Source organism: Gemmiger sp. An194, from assembly GCF_002160145.1.
GTDB lineage: Bacteria > Bacillota > Clostridia > Oscillospirales > Ruminococcaceae > Allofournierella.
Window position 1 is genome coordinate 1 of sequence record NZ_NFKA01000013.1, and the last position, 13,491, is coordinate 13,491.

The window sequence follows — 13,491 nt, forward strand, 5'->3', positions numbered from 1 at the left end:
GTTCAAGCTTCGATATTGTTCAATTTTCAAGGTCCTGTGCCGCTCTCCCTCGCGGGACAGCTTGTTTATTATATCTCACCAAGTTCTTGTTGTCAAGCACTTTTTTGAAATATTTTTTCAAGCTCTTCCGAGCGGCTCGCTGTCTCTCGCGACAGCTTGATTATAATACCACACCACCGGCCACATGTCAACACCTTTTTCAATTTTCTTTCTGTTTTTTCGTATAGGCTCATTTCTTCTGCATATAATTGTATTATAATATATAGCGCCTTTTTCGACTTACTTTATGATTCCCCCTTTATCTCATACAGAAAAGTTTTTCATCTTTTTTGGCAAAAAGCCTTTTCAAAGCCTTGAAAATATGATAATATAATTTCTGCACCAATTGATGTGCGCTCGTGGCGCAGCTGGATAGCGCGTTAGACTCCGACTCTAAAGGCCGTGGGTTCGAATCCCGCCGGGCGCACCAAAAACCCCGAATGCGATCGCATTCGGGGTTTTTACTTATTCGCTATTCACTCTTCACTTTTCACTCACTTCTACTGCCTGCCCGGGTTTTTGGGAAGAGAATCAGTAATCGTGAAGAAATACTGTTTCAATGTTCCAAAGGCTGCTGCATTTCCGAAAGAAATGCAGCAGCCTTTCAGCTTGTAGAAAAACCTGCTGTGACAATCAAGCCAGAGCGGGTTTTTTGCATGAAAAGTAAAAGAACAGAGAAAAAGGAAGAAGATTTCCTCTCCATCTTGTTGGTTTGCGGAGATCCAACCCTGGATGGGTGGCGTTCCATTTCCAGATGGCCAGCTTTTTCAGATTCATGGCAGCAAATTTAAGCTTCACCCAGTTTGTCACCTGAGCCAAGCCTCTGTACTGTGTGTAACGCATCCCGTGCTTTTCCTTCGCATCGGCAAACACACGCTCAATCTTCTCTTTTCGCAGCCGGTACAGCTCTTTGTACACCGCCATGTGCCGGATATGCTCTGCCATCTCCACGTAGTCCTGCCAGACATGGCGCAGCACAGTTTTCTCGCACTTGGCGTTTTCGGTGCACATTCCTCTGGTGGGACAAATTTTGCAAAGATAGGCGCGGCTTTTGTATTCCCGGTAACCGTCCCGGTTTGTGGTGGAATAATGCAGTGCGTGGTATTCGGGGCAGATCACATCGTCAAAGTATTCGTCATACACATAGGCCCACCAGGGATGGCTGTTCTCTTTGGTTTTGGGTCTGGTATAGCAGGTGGAAAGAACGCGGCCGCTCTCAAAAATTCTCTTGCAGATCCAGGGTGTTTTGTAGGCGCTGTCCGCCACCACTGTTTTGTGTTCGGGATGGTACTTGCATAGTTCGTCATAGAGGGAATCAAAAGCTACGCTGTCGTGGACATTGCCGGGAGTGACGTGAACACCAAGGATAAAATTGTGCTTGTCGCAAGCCGTGTGCGCTTCGTAGGCAAAGCATTTTTTGTGTTCCCCCTTGTGGAACACGCCGCTTTCCGGGTCGGTGGTGGATACCACTGTTTCCTTCTCTTGGGGCGGCTTTTTGTCGCTGTCATCCGAAAAAGGCTTTTTCCCGTGTTCTTCCCGGTCTTTGTTTACCTCGTCAAACAGCTCTTTCGTATACCGTTTTGCCTGTTTGGGAACTGCCTTTTTGGCCTGCTTTTTCAGATTGGCACTTGCCTTAATATGTGTTCCGTCCACAAAAATTGCTTCCGCGTCCAGATATCCTTCCTCTGCTGCGGCTTTCAGCACCCAGCGGAACACATACTCCACCGTGGCGTGGTTAAACCGGTGCTTAAAGTTGTAGCTCACTGTGGAAAAGTGCGGCACTGCTTCATTCAGCGGATATCCAATGAACCAACGGTATGCCAGATTCATGCTCACTTCTTCCAAGGTTCGGCGCAGCGAAGAAATGCCGTAAATATGCTGGATTAGTACGATCTTAAACAGCACCACTGGGTCGACGCTCGGTCGCCCATTGTCTTCGCAGTACAGATCTTCTACAAATTCGTAGATCTTCTTGAAATCGATGGCTGAATCGATCTTCCGCAGCAAGTGATCCTGTGGGACCATATTTTCCAAACTTACAAATTCCAGCTGTCCTCGATTTTCTGCGTTCTTTACCAGCATTTTTATCCCCCCACACTATTATACCGCTTTCTTTTCCTCAATACGAGAAAAAGGCCACCTTTCGGTGACCTTTTTCGACAGGCTGAAAGGCTGCTGCATTTCCGAAAGAAATGCAGCAGCCTTTTTCTTTTTCCTAATTCCGCTCTGCCGGCAAATAAGTCTGCCCCGGCACGCGCTTTGCATACAGCGCCTCCAGCCGCGCAAGTACCTCATCCCGCTTGTGTGCAAAGGGTCTGCTGTGGCTGACCAGAAACCATTCCGCCTGCAGCCCCTTCAGCACCTGCAGCTGCTGCGCCAGCAGGCTCACATTGTATACCGCCTGCCCCGCCTTAACCGCCGGATAGAGCGCATCTCCCAGAAAGGCGTAGCCGGCATACTCCATACCGATACAGCCTTTGGCATGGACGGAAGGCAGCGGGAACAGGTGCACTCCCTCCGGCAAAAACAGCTCCCGGGAAACCACGATCCCACCGCCGGCCTTTTTACAGGTGAATGCCCCTCCATAAAAGGTTTCGTATTTCACCTGCTCCAGATTCCCCATATGGTCCGGATGAAAGTGGGACAGCACCACCGTCTTCTTTCCCGGCAGTGCATTCACTTCGGCAGCCGCAGCAGGTGCAGCGCCCACATCATAGATCCAGAGCATTCCATCCGTCCGCACCAGGCCCACATCCGCCGAGAGTGGTGCTTCTGTGGCGGGAAGATGCGCGACCTGCGCGCTCAGCCATTCCCATTCCATACGGATTCCCTCTTTTCCTTATTTTATCTGTGTTTTCAGGCGCTCATAGGAGACCCGCTCCTGCAAGAACACTCGCAGCTGTTCCATCGAGCCTTCCCGCAGGTCCTTTTTCTGCAGCACAACCGCCCGCTGCCCGCATACCGGCACCAGCAGCGCCTGGGTTTCGGCTACAAAGAAAAACTCCGGGTACTCAAAGCACTGTGCACCCACATCCGTACCATCGCTCAGCACCATTCCTTCTTCGGTAAACTCCACCTGCGCACTTTCCAGATTGGTCACTGTTCCGCGCTGGCGCACCAGCTCCCGGGCCTGTCGGTCAAAGCAGGATTCCTTCCAGTGCAGCCGCTTTCCGGCCAATGCCCAAACGCCCGCCGCCAGGCAGAGGACGCCCGGCACCAGCAGTGCTTTCAGTTCCTCAAAGGCCAGCAGCGCACCCAGGCACAAAAAGGCACCCATGGCCAGGTTCAAGCCCGCCATCAGTCTTCTCTTTGTGCTCTTCATGGCCGCGCAGCTCATCAGAAAGCCCACAACGCTCAGCACCAGCGGACCAGTCAGTGTTTTCGGTTCCATCACCGAGGGAACCAGCAAAAACATGCTTACAGCCCACAGCACAGCCCCCAGCACAGCTTCTCTTTTTCTGCGTTTTTTCAGCGCCTCCGGGTCCGCTTTCGGCACCCGGTTCAACCAGTCACTGAACCTCCATAAAACCGGCAGCCGCTTTCTGGATGCCAGCTGAGTGCATCGCTCCAGTACCTGACTCAGCTGCGGAGTCAGTGCATCATCGATCAGGGTAACGCCGAATAAAAATCCAGATTCCATGGCCGTTCCTCCTCTGGGCAAACCCTTGTTTTGTCCAGCATAGCATGGCACTCTTTGGATTTCGTGAATGCTTTTTAAATTTTCCTTATGGTCAAAACGCCATCTGCGCCGGGGCGATCCGATCCTCCTCGGTGAGCGGACGGAGCACCCGGCAGGGCACGCCCGCAGCCACCACACCCGCCGGGATATCCCGGGTGACCACGCTGCCCGCACCGATCACCGAGCCCTTGCCGATGGTCACTCCGCCGCACACCACCGCGTTGGCCCCGATCCACACATTCTCCTCCAGTGTAATGGGTTTGGAGGTGCTGATTCCCTGCGCCCGCTGCTCCGGGTCCAGCGCATGACCGGCACAGGCCAGACACACCCCGGGTGCAATGAATGCCCCCGCCCCAATGTGCACCGGCGAGGTATCCAAAATCACGCAGTTGTAGTTGATCACGGCCAGGCCGTGGGTGTGGATATTAAAGCCGTAATCACACCGGAAGGACGGCTCAATAAAGGTGAGCGGATGACAGGTCCCCAGCAGCCGCCGCAAAAGCTCTGCCCGCACCTGTGTGTCTGGCGGAGTCTGGTTGTATTCCCAGCACAACTTCTGCGCTTTCTGCTTCAGCTCTCCCGGAATCGCCCGATTCTGACCTGCATAGCCTTGTTCACTTTTCAGATACTCCTCGATCCTGTTCATTTATTTTTCCCTTTCTTTTTGGCCTTTCGTGTATTCTCTATCATATCACCGGAACAAGCTTTCGCCAAATCCCGCAGTTCGGTCTTTTCGGACGGGGTGTTTTTTGTTATACTAAATGTGTCTGCCCATCCGGGGCAGGCAATTTCCAAGACCGACGAGAGGAGCTTTACTCCCATGCGTTCCAAAAAAATCTGGATCAATGTGATTTTCGCGGTGGTGCTGCTGGCCATCGCTGGGGTGCTGTTCTGGATGAACAGCGGCCGCGGAGCGGGCGGTGTGGCAGAACTCACCTATGGGGATGACAACACCGTAATGGAAATCCCTCTGAACAAGGATGCTCAATACGACATCGACACCGGCTACTACACCATCCACCTGAAGGTGGAGGATGGCCGCATCGCTTTTGTGGACTCTCCCTGCCCGGACCACAAGTGCGAGGGCTTCGGCTGGCTGAGCCGGGAGGATGACTGGGCCGCCTGTCTGCCCGCCCGGGCTACTTTGATCGTACTCAGCGAAAACTGAGCAGTATCCAATCCCCTTTGCCTCCGGCGAAGGGGACATTTTTTTGCCCAAGATGTGATATTCTACCCTGATTGTGTAAAATCCGGGTAGAATATTTCGCTTTTTCCGGCCCGAACCGACAAAAAAATGGTATAATGGGCAATGGTATACACACATCACAAATATTCAGGAGTCTGTGTTCTATGACCATTTTCAATGTGATCAATCTGGCCGGCGGCATCGCGCTGTTTTTATACGGCATGTCCATCATGGGCGCCGGCCTGGAAAAACTGGCCGGCGGCAAGCTGGAAGGCGTTCTGCAGCGGCTCACCCGCTCGGTCCCCCGGGCAGTGCTGCTGGGCGCGGTAATCACCGGCCTGATTCAATCTTCGGCCGGTACCACCGTCATCTGCGTAGGCCTGGTCAACTCCGGCATCTTCACCCTGCCCCAGGCCATCGGCGTGATCATGGGCGCCAACATCGGCACCACCGTCACCGGCCAGCTGATCCGCCTTTCGGATATTTCCGGCGGTGGCTGGCTGCTCACCATGCTCAAGCCCAGCACCTTCAGCCCGCTAGTGGCCTTTGCGGGCGCGATTCTGTTCGTGTTCTTCAAGGCGCCCAAAAAGCGCAACATCGGCCAGATCATGATGGGCTTCGGTATCCTGTTCACCGGCATGTTCACCATGGAGGCCGCAGTGGCCCCCTTGAAAGACAGTCCCTTCTTCGTACAGCTGTTCTCCAGCCTGCAGAACCCCATTCTGGGCGTGCTGGCCGGTGCACTGGTCACGGTGGCCATTCAGTCCTCCTCGGCCAGCGTTGGCATCCTGCAGGCACTGTCCACCACCGGCGCCATCACCTGGGGCAGCGCTATCCCCATCATTCTGGGCCAGAACATCGGCACCTGCTCCACCCCGCTGATTGCTTCCATCGGCGCCTCCACCGGCGCCAAGCGCAGTGCCATCGTGCACCTTTACTTCAACGTGATCGGCACCACCGTTTTTCTGGTAGGCGTCTACGGTCTGAAGGCCGTGGGCCTGTTCCCCTTCTGGGATCAGGTGATGAACAAGGGCGACATCGCCAATTTCCACACCCTGTTCAACGTGCTGGTCACCCTGATGTTCATGCCCTTCACCCGGGCGCTGGCCTGGCTGGCAGAAAAGACGATTCCCGAGCGGGCTGAGGATGCCCAGGATCTGTCGCTGCCGGTGCTGGACGAGCGCCTGTTCACCAGCCCCGCCGTTGCCCTGCAGCAGGCCCGGGCCGCGGTGGAGAAGATGGGCAGCCGCGCCTCCACCAACTTCTGCAAAGCCTTCGGCCAGCTGGAGCACTATAACGATGAGGTAACTCAGAACATTCAGACCCGCGAAGACCTGCTGGATAAGATGGAGGTTTCCATCTCCGACTATCTGGTGAAGATCGGCGACCGGGAGCTGACCGAAAACGAAAACCGCCAGATCACCGAGCTGCTCAAGCTGATCGGTGAATACGAGCGGATCGGCGATTATTCCATCAACATTCTGGAATGCGCCCAACGGGTGCAGGACCGGGAGCTGCACTTCTCCTCCGCTGCCAGGCAGGAGCTGGAGCTGCTGTACCGGGCAGTGAAAGAGATCCTGCAGCTGACTGCCGGGGCCTTTTCCGGCGCGGACCTGGCCAAGGCCCAGCAGGTAGAGCCGCTGGAGGAAACCGTGGACCAGATCTGCTTTGCCATGCGGGAACGTCATATCCTGCGGCTGAAAGCCGGCCGGTGCGAGCTGGAGGCCGGCATCGTGTTCCTGGACATCATCACCAACGCGGAACGCGTATCCGATCACTGCTCCAACATCGCCGGCCGTCTGGTGGGCAATGAGCTGGATGTGGATGCCCACGCCCGCAAGCAGGCCCTGCATGCCGGAGTCAACCCGGAATACAACCAGCTGCTGGAGGAATACCGGCAGAAATATCTGGAGCTTCTGCCCCAGATGGCCTGATTTCTCCTTGCGTTTTGAACCTATCCTTCGCCCCATGCCGCATGCATGGGGCTTTTTGTTTGCCCGGGCAAAAAATTTTGCGTCAATCTCTTGACAAACCTGTTAGGCAGTGCTAACCTTGTATTGCAGTTAGCAGAGTCTAACTCCGAGAGAGCTTCTGCACCCGCAGCGGGTGCAATCCATAAAGGAAAGGATGCGTTATGATGCCCATCTCTATGGCGACGGCCGGTCAATCCTACGTGGTCCGGCGGCTCAGCGGCAATTCCGAGGTACGCGCCCATCTGCGGGCGCTGGGTTTCCATGAGGGAGTCAGCGTTACGCTGATCAACCAGCTCCAGGGGGATGTGATCGTCCATGTGAAGGACGCCCGCATCGCCATCAACCAGGAACAGGCCCTGCACATCTATGTGTAAACGGCGGCGGGCCTTTGCCCGGCTGTTCACAATACGCCGGCTGCCTTGGCGGCCGGAGCTTTGAGGAGGAGAATTGAGCATGACCTTACAGGACGCAAAAGTCGGCACCCGGGTGACTGTGCGCCGCATCAACGGCGAGGGCGCCTACAAGCGCCGCATCATGGACATGGGCGTCGCCAAGGGCAGCGAGATCCACATTCGCAAGGTGGCCCCTCTGGGCGATCCGGTGGAGATCACCGTGCGGGGCTACGAGCTTTCGCTGCGCAAGGCGGACGCTGCCTGCGTGGATGTGGACCCGGTGACCGCATAACGCGGCGCGGTCATTTTTTTCGCCCAATGGTTAGTTTGAACTAATTCAGGTTTGCTCAAGCGAACCGCAACTGGAGGAGGAAATCACAGCTATGGCAATCACCATTGCACTGGCCGGCAACCCGAACTGCGGCAAAACCACCATGTTCAACGCGTTGACCGGCGCGAACCAATATGTGGGCAACTGGCCCGGCGTTACCGTGGAGAAAAAGACCGGCAAGCTGAAGACCGGCAAAAAGGGCGAGATGGTCGATGTGACCGACCTGCCCGGCGTATACTCCCTTTCCCCCTATACTCTGGAAGAGGTGGTCACCCGGGATTACATTCTGAACGACCGCCCGGACGTGATCATCGATCTGGTGGACGCCACCAACATCGAGCGCAACCTTTACCTGACCGGCCAGCTGATTGAGACCGGCATCCCGGTGGTGGTGGCGCTGAACATGAGCGACCTGGTGAAGAAGAATGGCATCCACATTGATGTGGCCGATCTTTCGCTGCGGCTGGGCTGCCCCATCGTGGAGACCAGCGCCCTGAAGGGCACCGGCCTGAAGGAGGTGGTGGCCGAGGCCGTAAAGCTGGCCAAGAGCCGCCAGGTCAAGCGCCCCGGAGCCATTTTTGAAAAGGCCATTGAGGAAAAGATCAGCGAAGTCTGCGCCAATCTGCCCGCCGGTGTACCGGATCAGGAGCAGCGCTGGTACGCCATCAAGCTGCTGGAGCAGGACGCCAAGGTGCTGGAGCAGCTGCATCTGGACGCGGACAATGCCTACAAGCCCCTGTCCGATGCCATTGCCAAGGAATATGACGACGATGTGGAGGCGGTGATTACCGACCAGCGCTACCGTCACATTCAGGGCCTGGTGCACGCCACCGTGAAGAAGCCCGCCGGGCAGATGAGCCTGTCCGACCGGATCGACCGGGTGGTGACCAACCGGGTGCTGGGCCTGCCCATCTTCCTGGTAATCATGTGGGCGGTGTACTTTGTTTCGGTGTCTACCGTGGGCACCTGGGTCACCGACTGGACCAACAACACCTTTGTGGGCGGCATTCAGGGCATGGTGGGTGACCTGCTGACCAATGCAGGCGTGAGCGATGTGCTCATCAGCTTGGTGGTGGACGGCATCATCGGCGGCGTGGGCGCGGTTCTGGGCTTCGCGCCCCAGATGGCGATCCTGTTCCTCTTCCTCTCCATTCTGGAGGACTGCGGCTATATGGTGCGCATTGCCTTCGTGATGGACCGGATCTTCCGCCACTTCGGCCTTTCCGGCAAAAGCTTCATTCCCCTGATGATCTCCTCCGGCTGCGGCGTGCCCGGCATCATGGCCTCCAAGACCATCGAGCAGGACAACGACCGCCGCCTGACCATTATGACCACCACCTTCGTGCCCTGCGGCGCGAAGCTGCCGGTCATCGCTCTGCTCAGCGCGGTGATGGCGGGCCAGGCCACCGGCAACAAGCTGCTGGCGGCAAACCTGGGCCCTGTGATGTACGTGATCGGCATCGGCGCGGTGCTGGTGTCGGCCATCATGCTCAAAAAGACCAAGCCCTTCTCCGGCAAGCCCGCCCCCTTCGTGATGGAGCTGCCCGCCTACCACATGCCCAGCGCAAAGACCGTGCTGATGCACGTGTGGGAGCGGCTGCGGGGCTACCTGATCAAGGCCGGTACCATCCTGTTCCTGGCCTGCGTGGTCATGTGGTTTCTCTCCAGCTTCGGCTTTGAGAACGGCGCCTTCGGCCTGGTGGAGGACACCTCCGCCTCTCTGCTGGCCGTGGTGGGCAGTGCCATTGCCGTGATCTTCGCTCCCCTGGGCTTCGGCCAGTGGCAGCCCGTGGCTTCCTCCATCTCCGGCTTCACCGCCAAGGAGGCCATCGTTACCACCATGGGCGTGCTGGCCAACGTATCCGAGGATCTGGTGGAGGATACCGGCGCAGTTGCCGCCGCCGTGGGCACCTGGTTTCCCTGCGCAGCCGCCGGCTTCTCCTTCCTGGTCTTCAACCTGCTGAACAGCCCCTGCCTGGCGGCGATCGCCACCATGGCCAAGGAGATGCAGGACCGCAAATGGTTCTGGTTCGCCATCCTGTATCAGAACATCTTCGCCTATGCGGTGGCGCTCATCGTCTACCAGCTGGGCGGTCTGGCCGCCGGTCAGGTGGCCGTGAACCCCTGGACCTTTATCGCCCTGGCGGTGCTGGCGGTCATTCTGTTCCTGCTGTTCCGTCCGGACCCCTACAAGGCAAACCGGGTCTACGCCCGGCGTTCGGTGGAGGCTGCCGCGTAAGCCATGGGTGAACCGTCTGTTTCCATGTTCTATGTGCTGGCCGCGTTTCTGGCGCTTTACTTTGCGGCCATGGGCCTGTTCCGCCTGGCGGACTGGCTGAAAAAACACTTCAAAAAATGAGCCGCATGCGCCGCGGCGGAAAGAAGGTGCTTTTATGAATCCTGCCGATTGGATCGTGCTTGCAATCGTTGCGGTGCTGCTGGTGCTGGCCATTGTTGCCACCAAAAAGCATTTTGGCGGCAAGGGCGGCTGCTGCGGCTGCTCCGGCGGTTGTGCCGGATGTTCCGGCAGCTGCCACGCAGGCGAACATTGCAGCCACCCCGCACCGGACCGGAACACCTCCGATTCGGGGCATGCCGGATAACCGCTGCCGCCAGTTTTCAGACGAAACATTTCCCCCAAGATTTCTTCCAATCTTCTTTTTCAAACAGCAGAACCGCCCGGGAAATTTTTCCCCGGCGGTTCTGTATGTTCCCGGCTTAGTTTTCCACGGAAGCCGGCATTCTCTGTGGAAAATCCAGGACACAAAAAAATACGCCGGGATCTCTCCCGGCGTATTTCAAAAAGCAGATTATTTCAGGAAGCCCTGGATGATCTTCTCCTCGGCCTCCTCGCTGGTCAGGCCCAGGGTACGCAGCTTGAGCAGCTGCTCGCCGGCGATCTTGCCGATGGCAGCCTCGTGGATCAGCTGAGCGTCCACATGGTTTGCCTCCAGACCGGGCTGGGCCAGCACCTTGCCGTTCTCGGCCAGAATGGCATCGCACTCGGAGTGACCGGTGCAGGGAGCGTTGCCCTTGATAGTGGAGTAGAACTCCTGGCGGGAATTACCCCGGGCCACGCTGCGGCTCACCAGGTCGCAGGCGCTGCCCTCGCCCTCCATGCGCACCACAAAATCGGTGCGGGCGTACTCGTCGCCGTCGGTCATGATGCGCTCACGCACCACCAGACGGGCGTCCTTCTGCAGCACCGCGCGGGTCTTGCGGGTGGTGCTGGTCACGCCGCCCAGCTGCACGGTGTCCATCTCCAGGCTGGCACCCTCGGCCAGCTCGATGTCGGTCACCGGGTCGATGCGCTTTTCGCCGGTGCCGCTGCCGGTGGCGATGTGCTTTTCCAGATACAGCACCTTGGCGTTCTTCTCCAAAAAGAAACGGTGAATACCGTTGTGGCGGGCCTGCTCCTCACCCTCACTGTGCACGCCGCAGCCGGCCTGCACGGTCACATCGGCGCCCTCGCCGATGTAGAAGTCGTTGTAGACCAGATCGTCCACACCGGCGTGGGTCACACAGGCGGGGATGTACACGGTCTCGCCCTTTGTGCCGGGCTTGACCCGGATCACGATGCCGGGCGCACCCTCTTTGTTCTCAATGGAGATATTCTCGGTGGACTGGCGGCCAGCGCACTGGCTGTCCTCCCGGATGTTGAAAGCGCTCTTTCCGTCGATGGGGTTGGCGGAGATCAGGCGCAGCAGTTCGTCGGTGATCTGGTTCATACGATCGCACTCTCCTTTTCCAGCGGGCAGCGCACCGCGTGTTCATTGGCCAGCAGCTGGGGCAGGATCTCCTGCCGGGGGCCGTGCTGGCGCACCTTGCCGTCGGCGATCACAACGATCTCGTCGGCGATGGACAGGATACGCTCCTGATGGCTGATCACCAGCAGGGTGCCGGCGCTCTTGGCGCGCAGCTCCTCAAAGGTCTCCACCAGGCGGGCGAAGCTCCACAGGTCGATGCCGGCTTCCGGCTCGTCAAAGATGGACAGCTTAGCCTTGCGGGCCAGCACGCTGGCGATCTCGATGCGCTTGATCTCGCCGCCGGAGAGGCTGGCGTTCAACTCGCGATCGATGTATTCGCTGGCGCAAAGGCCCACCTTGCCCATCAGCGCGCAGAGCGCGCCCTCGTTCAGCGGTTCACCCGCGGCCAGCTCCAGCATATCCCGCACGGTGAGCCCCTTGAAGCGCACCGGCTGCTGGAAGGCGTAGGCCAGGCCCTTCTTGGCCCGCTGGGTCACGTCCATATCGGTGATGTCCTCGCCGTCAAAAATGATGCGGCCGCCGCTCAGGGTCTCCACACCGGCGATCAGCTTGGCCAGGCTGGTCTTACCGCCGCCGTTGGGGCCGGTGACCACCACCAGCTTGCCCTCGCCCAGCTCCAGATCGATGTCCTTGATGATGCTCTCGCCGCCCGGAATGCTCCAGGCCAGATGCTCCAGTTTCAGCATAGCATTCTTCCTCACTTTATTTTCAAACCTCAGGCCCGCAGCGGGCCGGTATTTTACGATCCATTAACCTACACTATTATGGTCCAGTTCATCGAAAATGTCAATATCCTGCCATTTCGGTTCCCCGGCCTCTTCCGGCTCCTGCTCCTGCACCTCCGGCTGCTCCGGCAGTTCCGGCTGCGCCGGCTCCGGGGCCGGCTCCTCGGTCTCTTCCGGCTGCGGGGCGCTCACTTCGTCCTCCAGACCGGAAAGATAACTGCGGGACCCGATGACGCTCATCACCTTTTCCAGCCGAAGCTTGCTCTGCCAGTAGCCCTGGGCGGCCATCATATACGCCGCGCCGGTACGCTCGGCCTGCTCCAGCAGTGCGGCCAGATCGGCCTGCTGCTCCTCGCCGGTGAAGGGATGCTCCCAAACCTCCGGCAGCGGGGTCTCGTTCTTGCCGGTCCCCTTGAGATGGGCGGGAGTGATGTGGCCGGTGATGAAGCCCCGGCCGCCGAACAGCGGCTCCACCAGCCAGAACAACGCATATTTGATCCGCAGCGAACTCACGAAATGCCGGCGCAGCAGCCGTGTGTGGGCAAAGCTGTCCTTCACCGCACGGCGGCTCACGGTCAGCCCCAGCGCCGCCCGGATGCCCGCCTGCAACAGCTCAGCGGCACCCTCCAGCGCCTCCTCGCTCAGGGCGGGGGTGTTGTCGTTCACCGACACCGCGCTTTTTCCGGTATCCTTCTGATGAAGGAAGCTGTCCAGCGCGATCTCAAAATAGCCGTGGCCTCCCGGCATGCCATAGGCCGCGCCCGGCTTGGTGATCATCACCACATAGGGATGCAGGGCACAGTCCGCCGCATAGTGGCACAAGAAGCCCATCGCGTAGCTCTGCTGGGCCGGAGTCTTGGCGTTTTCCAGCAGCGCCTGCAGAAAAGCGCCGGTGTTTTCGCCATGCAGCCGGTCGCCGATCTTGGGCAGGTCCTCGCCCCGGCGTGCGCTCTTGCGCCAGACCCGGTAGCAGAACAGCATGTCCGGCCCGTTGGCACCGCAGTCGAAAGCCGCGCCGTCGGCGGGTTCGATGTTCGCCAGACGCGCCGCCGCCCGGGCGGTTCGGATGTGAGTATAGCCTTCCGGCATGGAATCCAATCTTCCTTTCGGCCCTCGGCCTTTTTGCGGCACGGGAGCGGTAAAATCACTGAAAAAAGGGTATGCGCAAAAACCACGCATACCCTTTTATATTACACGATATTGGCCAATTTCTCAAGGCAATACTGCACAATTCCAGGTGGTGGAGCACGCCAGAAAATTTTTTGTGATATGAACCAAAAAGCACAGCCAATCCTTGGTGGATTGGCGAGCATTTTTGGGAAATAGCACGAAAAATTTTGGCGTGATACGCTGCCTGAGCCGTTAGGCGTGAATTATGCGGTGTTGCCTTCATTCTTTT

The 13,491-nt window shown here is 58.0% G+C and carries 13 protein-coding genes and 1 tRNA gene; 7 read left to right on the forward strand and 7 right to left on the reverse strand.

Annotation, left to right across the window (positions count from 1 at the left end):
* Positions 1-392 precede the first annotated feature (392 nt).
* A tRNA-Arg gene (locus B5F28_RS09130) sits at positions 393-469 on the forward strand.
* Between the two features lie 203 nt (positions 470-672).
* Here the strand turns inward: B5F28_RS09130 and B5F28_RS09135 are convergent.
* The 4 genes from B5F28_RS09135 to B5F28_RS09150 form a co-directional block, all read right to left on the reverse strand.
* Positions 673-2,121 carry an IS1182 family transposase gene (locus tag B5F28_RS09135; RefSeq protein WP_247643454.1) on the reverse strand — a complete coding sequence of 483 codons (1,449 nt, stop codon included), beginning with the start codon at positions 2,119-2,121 and terminating at the stop codon, positions 673-675.
* A 133-nt stretch (positions 2,122-2,254) separates the two neighbouring features.
* Positions 2,255-2,860 (reverse strand): MBL fold metallo-hydrolase, encoded by a 606-nt coding sequence (locus B5F28_RS09140; protein ID WP_087295468.1) that lies wholly within the window; start codon positions 2,858-2,860, stop codon positions 2,255-2,257.
* An 18-nt stretch (positions 2,861-2,878) separates the two neighbouring features.
* Entirely contained in the window at positions 2,879-3,679 is an 801-nt protein-coding gene (locus B5F28_RS09145) for a hypothetical protein (RefSeq protein ID WP_087295471.1), read from the reverse strand.
* 91 nt (positions 3,680-3,770) lie between these two features.
* The gene (locus B5F28_RS09150) at positions 3,771-4,364 is read right to left on the reverse strand and encodes a sugar O-acetyltransferase (protein WP_087295473.1); all 594 of its coding nucleotides are present in this window, start codon (positions 4,362-4,364) and stop codon (positions 3,771-3,773) included.
* A 174-nt stretch (positions 4,365-4,538) separates the two neighbouring features.
* On the opposite strand from B5F28_RS09150, the gene B5F28_RS09155 reads away from it, so the two are divergent.
* The 6 genes from B5F28_RS09155 to B5F28_RS09180 all read left to right on the forward strand — a co-directional run bounded on the left by B5F28_RS09155 (position 4,539) and on the right by B5F28_RS09180 (position 10,203).
* A complete protein-coding gene (locus tag B5F28_RS09155) occupies positions 4,539-4,886 on the forward strand; it encodes a NusG domain II-containing protein (RefSeq protein ID WP_087295475.1) in 348 nt (115 codons plus the stop codon).
* Between the two features lie 182 nt (positions 4,887-5,068).
* Positions 5,069-6,838 (forward strand): Na/Pi cotransporter family protein, encoded by a 1,770-nt coding sequence (locus tag B5F28_RS09160; RefSeq protein WP_087295477.1) that lies wholly within the window; start codon positions 5,069-5,071, stop codon positions 6,836-6,838.
* Positions 6,839-7,038: 200 nt separating this feature from the next.
* Positions 7,039-7,251: a FeoA family protein gene (locus B5F28_RS09165; RefSeq protein WP_242956178.1), complete on the forward strand. Its 213-nt coding sequence runs from the start codon at positions 7,039-7,041 to the stop codon at positions 7,249-7,251.
* Between the two features lie 79 nt (positions 7,252-7,330).
* Entirely contained in the window at positions 7,331-7,561 is a 231-nt protein-coding gene (locus B5F28_RS09170) for a FeoA family protein (protein ID WP_087295479.1), read from the forward strand.
* A 91-nt stretch (positions 7,562-7,652) separates the two neighbouring features.
* Positions 7,653-9,839: a ferrous iron transport protein B gene (gene feoB / locus B5F28_RS09175; protein ID WP_087295481.1), complete on the forward strand. Its 2,187-nt coding sequence runs from the start codon at positions 7,653-7,655 to the stop codon at positions 9,837-9,839.
* A 154-nt stretch (positions 9,840-9,993) separates the two neighbouring features.
* Positions 9,994-10,203 (forward strand): hypothetical protein, encoded by a 210-nt coding sequence (locus B5F28_RS09180; protein WP_087295483.1) that lies wholly within the window; start codon positions 9,994-9,996, stop codon positions 10,201-10,203.
* Positions 10,204-10,410: 207 nt separating this feature from the next.
* Here B5F28_RS09180 and B5F28_RS09185 read toward each other — a convergent pair whose 3' ends face one another.
* The 3 genes from B5F28_RS09185 to B5F28_RS09195 all read right to left on the reverse strand — a co-directional run bounded on the left by B5F28_RS09185 (position 10,411) and on the right by B5F28_RS09195 (position 13,181).
* Positions 10,411-11,328: a SufB/SufD family protein gene (locus B5F28_RS09185; RefSeq protein WP_087295485.1), complete on the reverse strand. Its 918-nt coding sequence runs from the start codon at positions 11,326-11,328 to the stop codon at positions 10,411-10,413.
* Positions 11,325-12,053, reverse strand: a complete 729-nt coding sequence (locus tag B5F28_RS09190; RefSeq protein WP_087295487.1) for an ABC transporter ATP-binding protein — start codon at positions 12,051-12,053, stop codon at positions 11,325-11,327. Before B5F28_RS09190 ends, B5F28_RS09185 begins: the two co-directional genes overlap by 4 nt.
* Positions 12,054-12,116: 63 nt before the next feature.
* Positions 12,117-13,181, reverse strand: coding sequence for a zinc dependent phospholipase C family protein (locus B5F28_RS09195; RefSeq protein WP_158097561.1), 1,065 nt, complete (start codon positions 13,179-13,181; stop codon positions 12,117-12,119).
* Between the last annotated feature and the right edge of the window lie 310 nt (positions 13,182-13,491).

What these genes read in the sequence shown, in the direction of transcription:
- B5F28_RS09135 (WP_247643454.1), bottom strand. Translation starts at nt 2,121, where the DNA reads ATGCTGGTAAAGAACGCAGAAAATCGAGGACAGCTGGAATTTGTAAGT.
- B5F28_RS09140 (WP_087295468.1), bottom strand. Translation starts at nt 2,860, where the DNA reads ATGGAATGGGAATGGCTGAGCGCGCAGGTCGCGCATCTTCCCGCCACA.
- B5F28_RS09145 (WP_087295471.1), bottom strand. Translation starts at nt 3,679, where the DNA reads ATGGAATCTGGATTTTTATTCGGCGTTACCCTGATCGATGATGCACTG.
- B5F28_RS09150 (WP_087295473.1), bottom strand. Translation starts at nt 4,364, where the DNA reads ATGAACAGGATCGAGGAGTATCTGAAAAGTGAACAAGGCTATGCAGGT.
- B5F28_RS09155 (WP_087295475.1), top strand. Translation starts at nt 4,539, where the DNA reads ATGCGTTCCAAAAAAATCTGGATCAATGTGATTTTCGCGGTGGTGCTG.
- B5F28_RS09160 (WP_087295477.1), top strand. Translation starts at nt 5,069, where the DNA reads ATGACCATTTTCAATGTGATCAATCTGGCCGGCGGCATCGCGCTGTTT.
- B5F28_RS09165 (WP_242956178.1), top strand. Translation starts at nt 7,039, where the DNA reads ATGATGCCCATCTCTATGGCGACGGCCGGTCAATCCTACGTGGTCCGG.
- B5F28_RS09170 (WP_087295479.1), top strand. Translation starts at nt 7,331, where the DNA reads ATGACCTTACAGGACGCAAAAGTCGGCACCCGGGTGACTGTGCGCCGC.
- feoB (WP_087295481.1), top strand. Translation starts at nt 7,653, where the DNA reads ATGGCAATCACCATTGCACTGGCCGGCAACCCGAACTGCGGCAAAACC.
- B5F28_RS09180 (WP_087295483.1), top strand. Translation starts at nt 9,994, where the DNA reads ATGAATCCTGCCGATTGGATCGTGCTTGCAATCGTTGCGGTGCTGCTG.
- B5F28_RS09185 (WP_087295485.1), bottom strand. Translation starts at nt 11,328, where the DNA reads ATGAACCAGATCACCGACGAACTGCTGCGCCTGATCTCCGCCAACCCC.
- B5F28_RS09190 (WP_087295487.1), bottom strand. Translation starts at nt 12,053, where the DNA reads ATGCTGAAACTGGAGCATCTGGCCTGGAGCATTCCGGGCGGCGAGAGC.
- B5F28_RS09195 (WP_158097561.1), bottom strand. Translation starts at nt 13,181, where the DNA reads ATGCCGGAAGGCTATACTCACATCCGAACCGCCCGGGCGGCGGCGCGT.